This window comes from Gardnerella sp. DNF00550, assembly GCF_049262685.1.
Classification (GTDB): domain Bacteria; phylum Actinomycetota; class Actinomycetes; order Actinomycetales; family Bifidobacteriaceae; genus Bifidobacterium; species Bifidobacterium leopoldii.
The window spans coordinates 1,011,290-1,026,664 of the sequence record NZ_CP058397.1 but is presented as its reverse complement, the minus strand read 5'-3'; the positions used below and the strand labels follow the sequence as shown (position 1 = coordinate 1,026,664).

The following is a 15,375-nucleotide window of genomic DNA, read 5'->3' as shown; positions in this document are numbered from 1 at the left end:
TGCGCCTGTGCTCTGCAGACGTTGCGTCTGTAGCTTTGCAGTAATGCTTTGCTAACGTCGATTACTTATTGCTTAGTGAACTTTAGCAATAATGTTCTGCAGACACTGATTACCTGTTGTTCAAGAACAACTAACGTCATTGCTGCTGCACACATCACGCCAGACACTCCTACCACACAACAAAAACACTAATCATTTTCTGAGTAGTGAGGGGTGGGTGTTGCTTGAGAGGTCGAATATTAGTGTGGTAGAGATTTGAGATTTTTCGCACTGAGCGCGGCGAACGTCAGAGCCGCAGGCTGCTGATTCGCCAAGCGAAGAAGAAAAATCGAAAAATCTCTGCGATAAAACGAGGTTATTAAAGATTAAACACGCAGAGTTTGGGGGATTTCTTTACGAGCAATAAAAGAGGACTGAGGAAGCAACATTCCTTAAGAACAAAGCAGACAGTAAAGTCTTTAACAGTTAAAGCGACGAAGGACTGGGCGCGACGACCTGCCTGAGCGCTTAAAGCGTAGCGCGCGAAGGCAACTCGGAGCGTGAGCTTGCTCAAGTTGAAAGCACAGTGTGCTTTCAACTTGAGCTCAGCAGCGAGTACACGCAAAGTGTACGAGCGCTATAAACGCAAACACAAATTTTCCAGCCTCGTCAAAACAAAAGAACAAGAACACCAGTCAAAACTCATAGACGATACGCAAGAATATTGCAAATAAGCTAGCGCACTTGCTACTTACGGAACGAAATCGACCCATCAACAGGATCCATCGCGTCAACAATCGCCAGCGAATCCAAGTCATATCCGGCTTCACGAAGCGCATCTCCGCCACCTTGGAAGCCCTTTTCGATAGCGATTCCAATGCCTGCAACGCTAGCTCCAGCATGATTGCAAATGTCGATTAATCCTTGTAGAGCTTTGCCGTTCGCCAAAAAATCATCCAAAATAAGCACGCGATCTTCCGCACTTAAATACTTACGTGACACAATCACCGGAAACTCGCGCTGCTTTGTAAAAGAAAATACCGTAGATACGTATTGGTCGCCATCGAGATTAATTGACTGAGCTTTCTTTGCAAAAACCACAGGAACTCCACCAAAATGGTGTGCTGCAACACATGCGATTCCAATACCAGAAGCCTCAATCGTAAGAATCTTAGTAATATTTGCGTCGCGGAAATGCTCAGCCCAAGCGGCTCCCATATGATCAAATAAATTCACATCGCACTGGTGGTTCAAAAAAGCGTCTACTTTTAATACATTGCCTGGTTTTACGATACCATCTTGGAGAATGCGTTCTTCCAATTCTTGCACGATGCGCCCCTTCTTACGAACAATTACTTGCAGTACGCTCAAGCATACCCACGTTCGTGACACAATACGAGTAAAAACGACTGCAGCATGTGGTAAACCTGATTAGATACGTGCGCAATTAAAACGTGGGGGCGTTTTATTGCTGAAGCTAAAACGTAGGTAATTGGCAGCATCAATGGAGTACAAGTATGAGCGTAAGTATGGGCGCAAGTATGAATGCAAATATGAGTGCAAAAGATAGCGATTATGGATATGTAAGTGATTTGTTGGGGAATCCAGTTGATTCGTTCGATTCTGACGATCATTTTTACGAGAATGTTGCGGATGCGAATGATTATGCCAACTACAGTTACGACGAGTATGCTGACGCTTACGCTAAAGAGCCTGATTTTACGCAGCAAGAATATGCGTCTGATCAAGAATCAGTGCCTCCTCAAGAAGAAGTGTCTCCTCAAGAATCTCAAGAATCTCAAGAATATTCCCAAAATTCTGCACATTCTAGAGTTGCAGTTGACGCGCAAAAACTACTCGACGGCTTAAATCCGCAACAATCTCAAGCAGTCCAATACGACGGACCGGCACTGCTTATTGGAGCAGGAGCTGGAAGCGGCAAAACGCGAGTTCTTACGCGAAGAATAGCTTGGATATTAAGCCAAAAAGGTGCCTGGCCAAGCCAAATCCTTGCTATCACGTTTACAAACAAAGCTGCTGCCGAAATGCGTGAACGTTTAAGCAATCTTATTGGCAGCGAAGCAAATACTATGTGGGTTTCGACGTTCCATTCTGCATGTGTGAAAATACTTCGCAGATCAGGACAGTATATTGGCTTAAAATCAGGCTTTTCTATTTACGATACTTCCGATTGCGAGCGATTAGTAAAAATTATTGCAACAGAGCTTAACGTTGATATTAAGCGTTTTACGCCACGCAGCATTTTGGGCAAGATTTCGGATTGCAAAAATAGTTTAATCACTTGGCGTGAGCAACTAGACATGTATGCTAACGATTACAAGCCGGGTGTTGCAGGTCAACAAATTGCGCACGCTGGCAATTCTGAAGCTGTTTACGCAACTATTTATGCGGAATATCAGCATCGTTTATCTCAAGCAAATGCGGTTGATTTTGACGATTTAATTATGCGAACTGTGCAACTCATGCGCGAAGTACCAGAAGCTGCGCAATATTACCGCCATAAGTTCCGCTATATTCTCGTAGACGAGTACCAGGATACGAATCACGCTCAATACGAGCTTATTCGCGAGCTTGCAGGAGTGGATGTAAAACAAAATAGTGCGTATGTAAAGCAAAATAACGCAAATGCATCTCAGCAAAATAGCACTCCTGCATCAATCACAGTTGTAGGTGACTCCGACCAGTCGATTTACGCTTTTCGCGGAGCAGATATTCGCAATATTCAAGACTTTGAAAAAGATTTTCCAAACGCTACAACTATTATGCTTGAGCAAAATTATCGCTCTACGCAAACTATTTTGGATGCTGCAAACGCAGTTATTTCGCATAATCAAGGACGAAAGCCTAAAAAATTGTGGACTGCATTAGGTAAGGGCGCTCCAATTACCGGTTATGCAGCAGACAGCGCTCAACAGGAAGCAGCTTGGGTTGCGCAAGAAATAGCGCGATTAGCAGGTGAGGAGGGTGTTGCTTATTCGGATATGGCGATTATGTATCGCGCTAATGCACAGTCTCGTTCGCTGGAAGATGCGTTCGTTAAAGCAGGTCTTCCGTATCAACTTGTTGGCGGCACGAAGTTTTACGAGCGTCGCGAAGTAAAAGATGCGCTCGCATACTTGCAATCTATGGCAAACCCAGATGACGATGTGAATATGCGCCGAATTTTGAATGTGCCTAAGCGTGGGCTTGGAGCGCGTGCGGAGGCTTTGCTAACGCTTTACGCTCAAACACAAGGAGTTAGCTTCTGGCAAGCTTTGGAACATTTGGAGTCAATCGAAGGCATGCCAACTCGCACCGCAACCAAGCTTAAAGAGTTCCGCGAGCTTATGCACAACTTAATTACTTGTATGCAAAACAATGACTCGAAACCTTCTAAAGTTATTGACAGCATACTGAACGACAGTGGTTTGCTGGAGGATTTGCAACGTTCTGAAGATCCTCAAGATGCCGCTCGAGTGGATAATTTGTCGCAATTGCAGTCGGTTGCAGCTGAGTATGAGCAGAATACGCCGGATGCTAGTGTTGCTGGATTCCTTGAAACGACGGCGCTTGTGGCTGATTCGGATCAATTGCCGGATGAAAATGAGGACACTGGTAAAGTTACGTTGATGACGCTTCACACAGCTAAGGGCTTGGAGTATCCGGTTGTGTTCCTAACTGGCATGGAGCAGGGAACTTTTCCGCATTCTCGCGCTTTGGAAGACGATGGCGAGCTTTGCGAGGAGCGTCGTCTTGCTTATGTTGGTATTACTCGAGCTAAGCAGCGTTTGTATGTTACTCGTGCTGCTGTTCGTGCGCAATGGGGGCAGGCTCAAGATATGCTTCCAAGCCAGTTTTTGGATGAGATTCCAGATAATTTGATTGATTGGAAGCGCAGAGAGTCTGATGTTGAGCGTTGGGGCGCTTCGTCTAGACGCGGCGATGATTTCGATAGCGATTTTGATAGTGATTTCGGTGGCGATTTCGGTGGCTGGGATGACGATTATAGCGATGCGTTTAGTGAAAAAACAACTTATGGTGGAAGCAGTTACGGTTCTGAAAAGTCGCATGGCTCTAAGTCTTACGGAAGAAATAAGTCTTATAGCAAGTCTTATGGCTCTTCTTACGGAAAGTCTTATAGCAAGTCTTACGGCTCGTCTTACGGTTCTTCTTACGGCTCGTCTTATTCTAAATCGAATTGGTCTAAGTCAAGTGCAGTAAAAACGCGCAAAGTTACTGCAAAAACTGCGACTTCAACAAGTGCAACAAAAGTTGGTTCAACTTCTGCAGTTATGAATAAAGACAATCATCTAAATATTCAAGACTTCCAAGTTGGCGACAAAATTACTCACGATACTTACGGCTTAGGAACCGTGTTAGCAACGCAAGATAAGGGCAGAAACTCAATTATTACAGTCGATTTCGGCTCCGATGGAGTAAAGCGACTAATGCTTAGAGTTGCACCAATCGAAAAATTGTAAAATCTTTTATTTATGCACTTTAATGTAAGATAAATTTTTAACAAGGACGTGGCGTTTGCTGGTGTGAGCGCTGAGAAGCGTGTTGCATTAACGAAAATGTGACACTAAAAAATAAAAACATACATTTCATGAGGTATAAATTATGAAAAACAAATTATTCGCATCAATTCCTGCAATTATTTTCGGCCTGCTTATTGCCGTTGCACCATTGACGTTTGCAAAGCCATGCTCAACCGGAGGCATGCACAAAATGCATATGATGATGCAACCTATGGCATGCTACTACACAGGTCGTGCAGCCGTTGGAATTGGTTTAGTTATTGCAGTACTTGGAATTATTGCGCTATTTGTTAAAGAAAATGTTCGCATTGGTTTAAATATTGCTGTAGTTGTGAACGCTTTGCTTATGCTCGCTGTTACAACATTCCTTATTGGCGTGTGCAAGAGCCCAATGATGCACTGTGCATCGGTTATGCGTCCAACACTGATTGTTCTGTCTGTGCTCGCATTAGTGTTCGCAGCTGTTTCCGTGTATTTGGATAACAAAGAAGATTAATAGTTCAAATAGTTCGAAAAGCTTAACAAAGCAAAATTATGCGCACTATTACGCTAAAGCGATTGCCGCTGGAAAATCTTAAACGCAAGCCATTGCGCACGGCTGCACTTATTGTTGTATCTGCGTGCTTGTCTGCAATATTTTTCGGCGGCTCGCTGATTTCTATGAATCTTGAACGCGGCTTGAACAGTATGCGAGAACGCATGGGAGCCGATATTATGGTTATCCCTCAAGGTACGCATACTAAAGCAGAAGCGCTGCTTACAAACAGTGGTTCAAGCACTTTTTATTTCACTAACGATATTGAGAATTTAGTAAGACGCTCTCCGGGTGTGCAAAAGGCGAGTGCACAAACGTATATTTCTTCGCTTTCTGCAGGATGTTGCGCTGAAAAATTACAAATTATTGGTTTTGATCCCGATTCTGATTTTGTTATAGGTCCTTGGATTTATTCTCAACATAAGCAGAAGTTACAAAAAGGCGAGATGATTGCTGGCGCAAATGTAATCGTGTCTTATATGAATACTGTTCGTCTTTTTGGACACCAATGGCCTGTAGCTGCGCAGCTTGCAAAAACCGGCACAAGCATTGATAATTCAGTGTTTGTGCGACGCGAAAGTGTGCCGCAAGTAGTTGAGTATTCAACGAAAGTAGGGCATACCGCTATTCCAAAGGAATATGCTAAAAAAGCAGTTTCTGCAGTTCTTGTAAAAGTACAAAAAGGTTACAGCGCGCAAGAAGTTGCAAAAAATATCCGTAAAACAACTGGTCTTTCAAGCATTGGCATAGTTTTTCCGGGCGGAATTACAGCAACTACGCAAGCTAATCTTGGTGTTTTTACTCGCACGTTGACTTTTATAATTGCTGCGTGCTGGCTAGTTGGATTGCTAGTTTTAGTTGCAGTGTTTTCAACATCTGTAAACGAGCGTAAAAAAGAGTTTGCTTCTCTTCGCATACTTGGCACAACAAGAAATATGCTTTTAGGTGTTGTAGTTAGAGAATCTACGATACTTGGCTTAGTTGGCGGAGTATTGGGTGTTGCGTCTGCAAGTCTTATATTGTTCCCTTACAGTTCTCTTATTTCTGAACAATTGCAGCTTCCGTATTTGGAAGTGACTGCTCTACCAGTAGCAGTGCTTATGTTAGCGTCTGTGCTACTTGCGCTTGTTGCAGTTGTTGTAGCTTCAGCGCTTACTACATTGCGTATTGCTATGCGCGAAACGTATTTGACACTTAGGTCAGGTGAGTAAGTATGGAAGATAAGAGTCAAAAACTGTCAAGTAATGAGTTTGATATTTTACCTGTTGTTGAACTTACTCGTGTAACTCGCGAATTTATGCGCAGAAAGCACAAATTTTTTGCAGTAAATAATGTGAGCTTTGTGCTAAATAGCGGCGATTTTGTGGCAATCGTTGGAAAGTCAGGTAACGGAAAATCTACTTTACTAAATTTGATTGCTGGGTTATTGAAGCCAACGCATGGAAGTGTAAAAGTTTGCGGCGAAGAGATTTCTGAACGCACTTTTAGTGATGTCAAGATGTCTCGTTTGCGCGCATGTGATATAGGTTTTGTGACGCAATCGCAGACGCTTTTGCAAAATCTTACTGTGCATGACAACATACTTTTACCTGTGCAAATTGCAGCTAATGCTTGTGAAGTAAGTAAGTCTGAAGTAAGTAAGTCTGCTGAAAGTAAGTCTGAAGTAAGCGAAGATTCAAACGAGACTCGCGCGTTAGAACTTTGCAAGCAATTGCATATTGAAGATTTACTGTGGTGCTACCCAAGTGAGCTTTCGGGTGGTGAAATGCGTCGCGTAATGATTGTGCGCGCGCTGATAAACAATCCGAAGCTTCTTATTCTTGACGAGCCTACTGGCGATTTGGATTTAGAGCATACTCGCATAGTGGTGAAAATGTTGCGTGAGGCTGCAAAAAATGGTGTGGCAGTGCTCATGGTAACTCACGATGTTGAGGCTGCTCGCTGTGCGGATCGCACATACACAATGGATTGCGGATTGACTTGCCGGAGCGCTTGAAGCGTAGCGCGCGAAGGCACTTCAATCCGGAAACTCGCTAAAGTTGGAAGTCCACTGGACTTCCAACTTTAGCGAGTTTCGCAAGCGAGCGCGTTACTCGCGCGAGCGTTTTGGCTGGTTTGTGGAACATTTGCCGGGGAACTTACAACGTGAGTTTCGCGCTCAGTACGAAAAATATCAACAATTATTCTTACGGGTGTGTAGAATCAGAAACGATGCCTATTTTGTGTAAGCATCATCTGGAGCCTTAGCCCATCAGTGGGTCGGCGCGCGGTAGTTATGGCGTTATTTCAACGTTTTAATACTTGCACGTTCGTGTGTTAGCACGAAGAAGCACTGGAGAGGCCGGCTCAGCGTGAGTAATTTTTAGGCGATTTTGCAATCGACTAAAAACTTGGTTCACGTTCCGTTCAGATAACGACAGAATTAAAGGATTAGTTATGACTAATATTCAGCGTTCTCGCCGTCAGGTGCGTCTTTCTCGCGCCCTCGGCATCGCTTTGACCCCAAAGGCTCAGCGTATCTTCGAGAAGCGTCCATATGCTCCAGGTGAGCACGGTCGCACTCGTCGTCGCACCGAGTCCGATTACGCAGTACGTCTTCGCGAGAAGCAGCGTCTTCGCGCTCAGTACGGTATCTCCGAGAAGCAGCTTCGTGCTGCTTACGAGAAGGGTACGCACACTGCAGGCCAGACCGGTGACGCAATGCTCACCGATTTGGAAACTCGTCTTGATGCTTTGGTTTTGCGCGCAGGCTTTGCTCGCACCACCGCCCAGGCTCGTCAGTTTGTTGTACATCGTCATATTTTGGTTGATGGCAATCTTGTTGATCGCCCATCTTACCGTGTGAAGCCAGGTCAGACCATTCAGGTTCGTGCCAAGAGCCAGACCATGGTTCCATTCCAGATGGCTGCAGAAGGCGTTCATCGCGACGTTTTGCCAGCAGTTCCTGGTTACCTCGATGTGAATCTTGCCTCTTTGAAGGCTACTTTGACTCGTAAGCCGGAAGTCGATCAGATTCCAGTTGAAGTCAACATTCAGTACGTCGTCGAATACTACGCTCGTTAATTCGCCGATTTAATTCTTAAGGACATACCGCTTGACCCCTGTTGCGCGTTCGCGTGGCAGGGGTCAATGCGTTTTTGTCGATTTCATCGGTTGGTTTGGTGTTTTCGACAGTTATGTACCGCTTAGTGCAATAATGGAGTTATGTTGCTGCATCTTTATTTAGTGCGTCACGGACAGACGCTATTTAATCGCTATAATCGACTGCAAGGCTGGTCAAATTCTCCGCTTACTGAAAAGGGTTTGAAAGATGCGGACACGGCTGCAAAAAAGCTAGAAAATATTGCTTTTGCTGCAGCTTACTGTTCGGATACTACTCGCGCGCAAATCACAGCACAACGTATTCTCGATGCGAATGAAGCTGCCGGTAACGCGCGCCCGACGCTTGTAAGCGATATGCATTTTCGCGAGCAATGCTACGGCTATTTTGAAGGTCAAGATATGCAAATGGCTTGGTGGGCTGCAGGAGCGCCTCACGGAGCGCACACTTATAACGAAATCGTTGAAAAATTTGGGCTTGCGGCAACGCGTGACATGCTTAAAGAAGCGGATCCTTTCCACGATGCCGAATCAGATATCGAATATTGGACTCGCGTAGAAGAAGGTTTTGCGTTAATTGCTTCAAATTCTTTGCTTAACGATGGAGATAATATTTTGCAAATTTCGCATGGCAACACTCTGCTAAGTCTTATGCACCGTTTTGCGCCTGCAGGCTACGATTTAAGCGAACGTCCTCAAAACGGAAGCGTAACCAGACTTGATTTTGACACTACCAAACCTATTGATAATGCCATTACTATTCGAGGCTATAACGAGTAGATTCTACTGTTTAACTTTGTTATATGCGTCTTTACCGTTCGTTAATCTTAAGTCATTGCGAAGGGTTTTAATACGTAGTTTGATTTGCTGTTGTATGGCTTTTGATACTGCGAAATCTTAGGCAAAATGGTATAGAAAGAGGTTACGATGAGCGTTGGAGACATAGCTGCTCTTATTGCTGCGATTGCGTTTGCCGTGCTTTCTGGCTTTTTGATTTATCCGTTAATCAGATTAGGCAGATTGTTTGATCAGATTGCGAAAACAATTAAAGAGTCGGGTGAGCATGCGATGCCGGCAATCGATGAGTCTGTTACAACTATTAAGCAAGTTAATAAGACTCTTGACGACGTAAACGCTGTTTCAGGAGCTACTCGCACAACCGTTACAAATATTAGTGCTCTAACAGATTTGTATGGTGCTTTCCTTGGAAAACCGCTCGTAAAAATTGCAGCTGCCGGTTACGCTCTAAAAGATACTGTTTCTTCTTTCTTCAATAAGCCGACTGTGCCAACAGACAAGAATAGTGCCAATCGTAACGCTTCAAAAGAATCCTCTGACAAGAATGCAACTAATAATGCAAGCAGGGGGAAGTAATGTTCAAGCGTTTATTTTGGATGTTTGTTGGCATTGTAATTGGTGTTCTTACAGTTACGAAGGCTCGTGCATATGTTAAAGCAAAAATGCCGTCTTCTGCTAGTCGTTTTATATTTGATGAGGAACCGAAAAATATCACATTGCGCACAGTAATGGGATTGTTTAAAGATTTCAATACTAGCCGTAAAGAGCATGAAGCTGAGCTTAATTCTCGTTATGCTAATCGTAGAAATAGGGAATTTTAAATAAAAAACGAGTTTTTCATAATTTCGTTACTTTGCTAAGTTTAGTTAAGTTAAGTATTGAAGTACTATATTGAATGTTTGCATGATTGCGTCGTGCGTCATGCGGCACGATTTCGTGTGAGCGTTGCATGTGGCTTTTGTTTGTGACGGTTATTTGTGACGGTTTGCGTGGGTCTTGCTAAAAATTACACAAGGAGTTCGTACGTATGCGCACAGCAGAAATTGCAAAGCGTTATCTTGACTATTTTGCCAAGAATGGTCATATGGTTGTTCCTTCGGCTTCTCTTATTTCGCCGAACCCAACAACATTGTTTACTATTGCCGGCATGGTGCCGTTTATTCCTTACTTGCTTGGTGAGCAGACGCCTCCTTCGCGTCGTATGGCTTCGAATCAGAAGTGTGTTCGCACTCTAGATATTGACGAAGTTGGTAAGACTACTCGTCACGGCACTTTCTTCCAGATGGTTGGTAACTTCTCGTTTGGCGATTATTTTAAGGAAGAAGCTATTCACTACGCTTGGGAGCTTTTAACTAGTCCTCAAGATAAGGGCGGCTACGGTTTTGACCCTGAAAAGCTTTGGGTTACTACTTATACTGACGACGATGAAGCACGCGCAATTTGGAAGAACGAAGGCTTCGACCCAGAGCATATGCAAGTTTTCGGTATGGAAGATAACTTCTGGACTACCGGCGGCCCTGGTCCTGGCGGTCCATGCTCCGAAATCTACGTGGATCGCGGTCCTAAATATGGTCGCGACGGAGGCCCAGCTGCTGACGAATCTCGCTTTATTGAGATTTGGGATTTGGTTTTCGAAAATTACCAGGTAGATAACGTCAAATCTAAGACTGATTTGCATATTGCTGGCGAACTCGATCAAAAGAATATTGATACTGGCGCTGGTTTGGAGCGTTTGGCTTACCTTATGCAAGGTAAGGAAAATATTTACGAAACTGACGAAGTTTACCCAGTTATTGAAGCTGCAGAAAAGCTTAGCGGCGTAAAGTACGGCGATAATAATGATGCTGACGTGCGTTTCCGCGTTGTAGCAGATCACGTGCGTTCCGCACTTATGATTATGAGCGATGGCGTGCGCCCAAGTAATGTTGGCCGTGGCTATGTGCTTCGTCGTCTTCTTCGCAGAACTGTTCGCGCAATGCGTATGCTCGGCGTTCAAGATCCAGTTTTGCCAACGCTGTTCCCAGTTTCTAAGGCTGCTATGGAACCAAGCTATCCAGAGCTTAACGATACTTTCCACGAGGTTAGCGAAGCTGCTTACGGTGAGGAAGACGCGTTCCGTCGCACTCTTGAAAAGGGCACAACTATTCTCGACTTGGCTGTTGAAAAAGCTAAGAAAGAGCACAAGGATGACCCTATGGTTGGCGGCTCCGACGCGTTTACTTTGCACGATACTTACGGCTTCCCAATTGAGCTTACTCTTGAGATGGCAGCCGAGCAGGGTGTTAAGGTCGACGAAGCTAAGTTCCGCGAGCTTATGAGCGAGCAGAAAGGTCGCGCTCGCGCTGACGCTTTGAAGAAGCGTCATAACGTGGACGTTAGCGTTTACGACGATATTAAGAGGTCGCTCGAAAAGCCAATCGACTTCCTCGGTTACACTGACTTCTCAAGTCGTTCAAACGTTTTGGCAATTGTTGAAGCAGGCAAGGGTTCTGTTAAAAGCGTTACTGCTCCTGCAAACGTTGAGATTATTCTCGATCGCACGCCATTCTATGCTGAGCGCGGCGGTCAGATTGCAGATCAAGGTGAGATTATTTCCGACGACGGCGCAATTTTGGAAGTCGACGATGTTCAGCGTCCAATCAAGGATTTGATTGTTCACAGCTGCCGACTTACTGAAGGTACTTTGAGCGTTGGTTCTCCTGTAAACACGAATATTGATCAGGTTCGCAGGGCTGCGTTGGCGCGTTCTCACACCGCTACTCACACTCTTCACAAGGCTTTGCGCGAAGAGCTTGGTCCACAGGCTACTCAGCGTGGTTCTGTAGTTGATCCAGATCGTTTGCGCTTCGACTTCCAGTGGCCAAAGGCTGTCGATAAAGATGCGCTTTCTCGCGTTGAAGCTCGCGTAAATGAGCGTATTCGTGACGATTTGCAGGTAGTTCCTAAGGAAATGCCAATCGACGACGCTTTTAAGCTTGGAGCAATGCACTTGTTCGGCGAAAAGTACGGCGATGTTGTGCGCGTTGTTGAAATCGGCGACGGTTGGAGCCGTGAGCTTTGTGGCGGTACTCACGCTAAGAGCACTGGAAAGATTGGTATGGTAACTATTCTTTCCGAGTCTTCTATTGGCTCTGGTGTGCGCAGAATCGACGCTCTTTGCGGTGAAGCTGCGTACGAGTATGGCGCTCGTGAACACACTTTGGTTGCGCAATTAGCAGACATGGTTAACGCTCGTCCAGACGAGTTAGCTGAACGTTTGGAATCTTTGCTTAACAAGATGAAGGATTCTGATCGTAAGCTTGCATCTGTTTACGAAGCTCAATTAAATGAAGCTGTACCAACATTAGTTGATGAAGCAAAGAATAGTAACGAAAAAGTTAAGTTGGCTCTTAAGAATGTTGGCAACTTTGGCTCATTCGATGCTTTGCGTAAGACAGTTCTAGATATTCGCGCTCGTTTAGGTGAAGATGCTCCAGTGGTTGTTGCACTTGCTGGTGTTAATGAGGACGATCGTCCAATGATCGCAGTCGCTACAAACGAAGCTGCTCGCGGTCTTGGTGCTAAGGCTGGCGACTTGGTGCGTACTGCTTCCAAGGTGCTTGGTGGCGGCGGTGGCGGCAAGCCAGACTTCGCTCAGGGCGGTGGTACAGACGCTTCTAAGATTGATGAAGCTCTCGAAGCTGCGAAATCAGAAGTAGCTAAGCTCGCCTAGTGCGTGTCTTACAGCTTAAAAATTTACGAATCATACCAAAAGCAACACGAAATATGGTGTGGTTAGGTATTGATTTAGGTGACGCAAGGGTCGGACTTGCACTTTCCGACCCTGGTCTCACCTTTGCACATCCTATTGGTAATGTGCAAGTGTTTGGAGATTCCTTCCGTGCTATAGATGAAGTGCTTGAAGTTATTGAAGATAACAATGTAGAAAAAGTTGTTATAGGCTTGCCTTTGCAACTCGATGGCACTGAAGGAAAATCTGCTAAAAAAGCTCTGCGCTGGGGGAAGAATCTAATAAAACGCATGCAAATATTGCATGATGAAAAAGATTGGGCATTGGATTATATGCCAGAAGTAGTTTGGAAAGATGAGCGTTTGACAACAGTAAGTGCTCATCGTCAGCTTTTGCAAGCAGATCTTTCTACTAAAAAGCATCGCCCAATGGTGGATCAGCAGTCGGCAGTGTTGATTTTGCAGTCTGCTCTCGATTCAAAATATGCGCAACAAAACTAGTAAAAGTAAATGAACAAAAGTTAGAAAGTAGAAGAGGAGTGTCAAATGTCTGATAGTTTTGATGAGTTCTTTGACAATCATGCACAATGGACTGAGCATGATGATTCTCCTTCATCGTCTACTTCTAACGGTTCAGATTCGTCAGGAAAATCTCGCAAACGAGCAAAAGCGCGTCTTGCTGCAAAGAAGCGTAAACGTCGAGCAAAAGCAGTTTTAGCTATATTGATTGTGTTCGTGCTATGTGTTGTTGGTTACGTTGGATACAGTGCTGTGCGTGCGTGGCGTTTGTCTCAGAACAGTGAAGCTGTTGCAGATTGGTCGGGTCCTGGTTATGGATCTGTTGAGTTTACAGTCGATACTGGCGAAGGCGCTATTACAGTTGCTGAAAAACTAGTGAAAGCGAATGTTGTTAAATCGCAAGCTGCATTCACTTCAGCTGTTTCTGCAAATAATAAAATTTTGTATCCTGGCGTTTACTCACTGAAAAAACATATGGCTGCTATTGATGTAGTTGATATTCTTTCAGATCAAACAAAAGCAGGCGGATTCCTTGATGTTCGTGCAGGGGATCACGCAGCAGACGTTTTGCAAAAAGCTTCAACATTATCTGGAATAAGTTTAGATAAATTCAAGGCTGCGTTAGCTGATGGCGCCGCAGGAATTCTGCCTGCTGAAGCAAACGGTAGCGTTGAAGGCTGGCTAGAGCCTGGAGTTTATAACGTAAAAGCTATGAAAAGTGCGGATGCTATTCTTTCCGCAATGATAAAAAAGCGTATTGAAAAACTTGATTCTCTTGGAATTCCTAAAGGTAAAGATAGAGAAAAAGCCTTAATTATGGCGTCTATTGCCGAAGCTGAAGTGAATAATCGCGAATATTATGGCAAAGTTATTCGCGTAATACTGAACCGTTTGGCAAAAGATATGCCGTTAGGAATGGATTCTACTGTTGGTTACGGCGCAGGAGTAAAACCTATTAAACTCACGCAAGCAATGCTTGACGATGCAAATAATCCGTATAATACACGTATTCATAAGGGTTTGACCCCTACGCCTATTGGCATTGCTGGCGACAGCGCGTTGCTTGCAACCATTAAGCCTCAAGATGGTCCATGGCTTTACTTCGTCACTACGAATTTGAAGACTGGTGAAACGAAGTTTGCGGATAACAAAGACGACTTTTTGAAATTCCGCGACGAGTACAAGCGCAATAATCCCGAAGGCAACTAAACTAAGCTTATTTTTGTTTGCTGTGGCGTGAGTTTTGGGGGATTTCTCTCCTCGCAAGTTCCCGTCCTTCGTCGCTCTGGCTGTTAAAGATTTTACTGTCTGCTTTGTTCTTAAGGAATGTTGCCTCCTCAGTCCTCTTTTATTGCTCGTAGAGAAATCCCCCAAACTCTGCGTGCTTAATCATTAATAACCTCGTTTTATCGCAGAGATTTTTCGATTTTTCTTCTTCGCTTGGCGAATCAGCAGCCTGCGGCTCTGACGTTCGCCGCGCTCAGTGCGAAAAATCTCAAATCTCTACCACACTGATATCCACACGACTGAATGGTGCGAAATTAAAATATTAAATAAAAATATAGCTTTTAACCACATAGATGTGTTGAGGTTGTAACAGTTTCGCAAGTTTTCGTAATCTGCTTTAATGAAGCAATTAATTATTACGATACTATCGGTGCTACCAACGCTCACATGTTTAATTTCAGTTTGCGCAACAGACATAAAAAGTCGCGTAGTGCCAAGACTTTGGGTTGTTATTGCAGGAATTTTTCAATCTTTTGCGAATCTCATATATTCGATTATTTTATTTAGAAATATTAGCGTGCTTATTTTCGGCTGGATTTCTTGCGTAATTATTTTTGTAATTTACTGGAGTATGCGAAAAATTTCCGCAAAAAATGCTATTGGCTTCGGAGATGTTACGAGCGCGTCAATGATTGCGCAAGCCTTGGTATTATTCGGCTTTGACTGCTTAATTTACTGGTTCGCTTTAGTTGGAGCAGTTGGCTTACTTTGGCTTTTGCTATGGAAAATTTACTGCAAAATCTGCTCTCCAACCAACGCATCAATACCATTCGTACCAGTAGAAGCAATATCTGCAATACTCGCAGCATTGCTGTCAATAACAACCAGCTCAATACTTGGTAGTTAGTAGAGTAGAGTATTTAGACGCGTAAATTACTTGAGAATGGA

The 15,375-nt window shown here is 44.2% G+C and carries 13 protein-coding genes; 12 read left to right on the top strand and 1 reads right to left on the bottom strand.

The genetic code is table 11. The features are described from left to right. Positions 1 to 726 precede the first annotated feature (726 nt). On the bottom strand, positions 727 to 1,308 hold the full coding sequence (locus HXT29_RS03965; RefSeq protein ID WP_422118296.1) for a xanthine phosphoribosyltransferase: 582 nt from the start codon (positions 1,306 to 1,308) through the stop codon (positions 727 to 729). A gap of 188 nt (positions 1,309 to 1,496) precedes the next feature. Between HXT29_RS03965 and HXT29_RS03960 the strand changes: the two genes are divergently transcribed. From HXT29_RS03960 to HXT29_RS03905, 12 genes are all read left to right on the top strand, one after another. Beyond that, positions 1,497 to 4,460, top strand: a complete 2,964-nt coding sequence (locus HXT29_RS03960) for an ATP-dependent helicase (RefSeq protein WP_422118295.1) — start codon at positions 1,497 to 1,499, stop codon at positions 4,458 to 4,460. Positions 4,461 to 4,602: 142 nt separating this feature from the next. Next, on the top strand, positions 4,603 to 5,016 hold the full coding sequence (locus HXT29_RS03955) for a DUF4418 family protein (RefSeq protein WP_421791731.1): 414 nt from the start codon (positions 4,603 to 4,605) through the stop codon (positions 5,014 to 5,016). Between the two features lie 38 nt (positions 5,017 to 5,054). Then, a complete protein-coding gene (locus HXT29_RS03950; RefSeq protein WP_101885909.1) occupies positions 5,055 to 6,266 on the top strand; it encodes an FtsX-like permease family protein in 1,212 nt (403 codons plus the stop codon). 2 nt (positions 6,267 to 6,268) lie between these two features. After that, positions 6,269 to 7,051, top strand: coding sequence for an ABC transporter ATP-binding protein (locus HXT29_RS03945; RefSeq protein ID WP_101885910.1), 783 nt, complete (start codon positions 6,269 to 6,271; stop codon positions 7,049 to 7,051). Positions 7,052 to 7,491: 440 nt separating this feature from the next. After that, entirely contained in the window at positions 7,492 to 8,118 is a 627-nt protein-coding gene (gene rpsD, locus HXT29_RS03940) for a 30S ribosomal protein S4 (RefSeq protein WP_004105277.1), read from the top strand. A gap of 141 nt (positions 8,119 to 8,259) precedes the next feature. Next, positions 8,260 to 8,934, top strand: a complete 675-nt coding sequence (locus tag HXT29_RS03935; protein ID WP_410299472.1) for a histidine phosphatase family protein — start codon at positions 8,260 to 8,262, stop codon at positions 8,932 to 8,934. 147 nt (positions 8,935 to 9,081) lie between these two features. After that, positions 9,082 to 9,528, top strand: a complete 447-nt coding sequence (locus HXT29_RS03930) for a DUF948 domain-containing protein (RefSeq protein ID WP_004119281.1) — start codon at positions 9,082 to 9,084, stop codon at positions 9,526 to 9,528. Then, complete coding sequence (locus HXT29_RS03925; RefSeq protein WP_004105270.1) at positions 9,528 to 9,773, top strand: hypothetical protein; 246 nt, start codon at positions 9,528 to 9,530, stop codon at positions 9,771 to 9,773. Before HXT29_RS03930 ends, HXT29_RS03925 begins: the two co-directional genes overlap by 1 nt. Before the next feature lie 206 nt (positions 9,774 to 9,979). Next, complete coding sequence (alaS, locus tag HXT29_RS03920; RefSeq protein WP_116971335.1) at positions 9,980 to 12,664, top strand: alanine--tRNA ligase; 2,685 nt, start codon at positions 9,980 to 9,982, stop codon at positions 12,662 to 12,664. Positions 12,665 to 12,717: 53 nt separating this feature from the next. After that, complete coding sequence (ruvX, locus tag HXT29_RS03915; protein WP_004119274.1) at positions 12,718 to 13,182, top strand: Holliday junction resolvase RuvX; 465 nt, start codon at positions 12,718 to 12,720, stop codon at positions 13,180 to 13,182. A 45-nt stretch (positions 13,183 to 13,227) separates the two neighbouring features. Next, a complete protein-coding gene (gene mltG / locus HXT29_RS03910) occupies positions 13,228 to 14,409 on the top strand; it encodes an endolytic transglycosylase MltG (protein ID WP_064340386.1) in 1,182 nt (393 codons plus the stop codon). A gap of 508 nt (positions 14,410 to 14,917) precedes the next feature. Further along, positions 14,918 to 15,334, top strand: a complete 417-nt coding sequence (locus tag HXT29_RS03905) for a hypothetical protein (protein ID WP_004105258.1) — start codon at positions 14,918 to 14,920, stop codon at positions 15,332 to 15,334. The last annotated feature ends 41 nt before the right edge of the window (positions 15,335 to 15,375 follow it).

Coding starts and splice junctions, on each gene's coding strand:
- HXT29_RS03960 (WP_422118295.1), top strand. CDS start 1,497: ATGAGCGTAAGTATGGGCGCAAGTATGAATGCAAATATGAGTGCAAAA.
- HXT29_RS03955 (WP_421791731.1), top strand. CDS start 4,603: ATGAAAAACAAATTATTCGCATCAATTCCTGCAATTATTTTCGGCCTG.
- HXT29_RS03950 (WP_101885909.1), top strand. CDS start 5,055: ATGCGCACTATTACGCTAAAGCGATTGCCGCTGGAAAATCTTAAACGC.
- HXT29_RS03945 (WP_101885910.1), top strand. CDS start 6,269: ATGGAAGATAAGAGTCAAAAACTGTCAAGTAATGAGTTTGATATTTTA.
- rpsD (WP_004105277.1), top strand. CDS start 7,492: ATGACTAATATTCAGCGTTCTCGCCGTCAGGTGCGTCTTTCTCGCGCC.
- HXT29_RS03935 (WP_410299472.1), top strand. CDS start 8,260: ATGTTGCTGCATCTTTATTTAGTGCGTCACGGACAGACGCTATTTAAT.
- HXT29_RS03930 (WP_004119281.1), top strand. CDS start 9,082: ATGAGCGTTGGAGACATAGCTGCTCTTATTGCTGCGATTGCGTTTGCC.
- HXT29_RS03925 (WP_004105270.1), top strand. CDS start 9,528: ATGTTCAAGCGTTTATTTTGGATGTTTGTTGGCATTGTAATTGGTGTT.
- alaS (WP_116971335.1), top strand. CDS start 9,980: ATGCGCACAGCAGAAATTGCAAAGCGTTATCTTGACTATTTTGCCAAG.
- ruvX (WP_004119274.1), top strand. CDS start 12,718: ATGGTGTGGTTAGGTATTGATTTAGGTGACGCAAGGGTCGGACTTGCA.
- mltG (WP_064340386.1), top strand. CDS start 13,228: ATGTCTGATAGTTTTGATGAGTTCTTTGACAATCATGCACAATGGACT.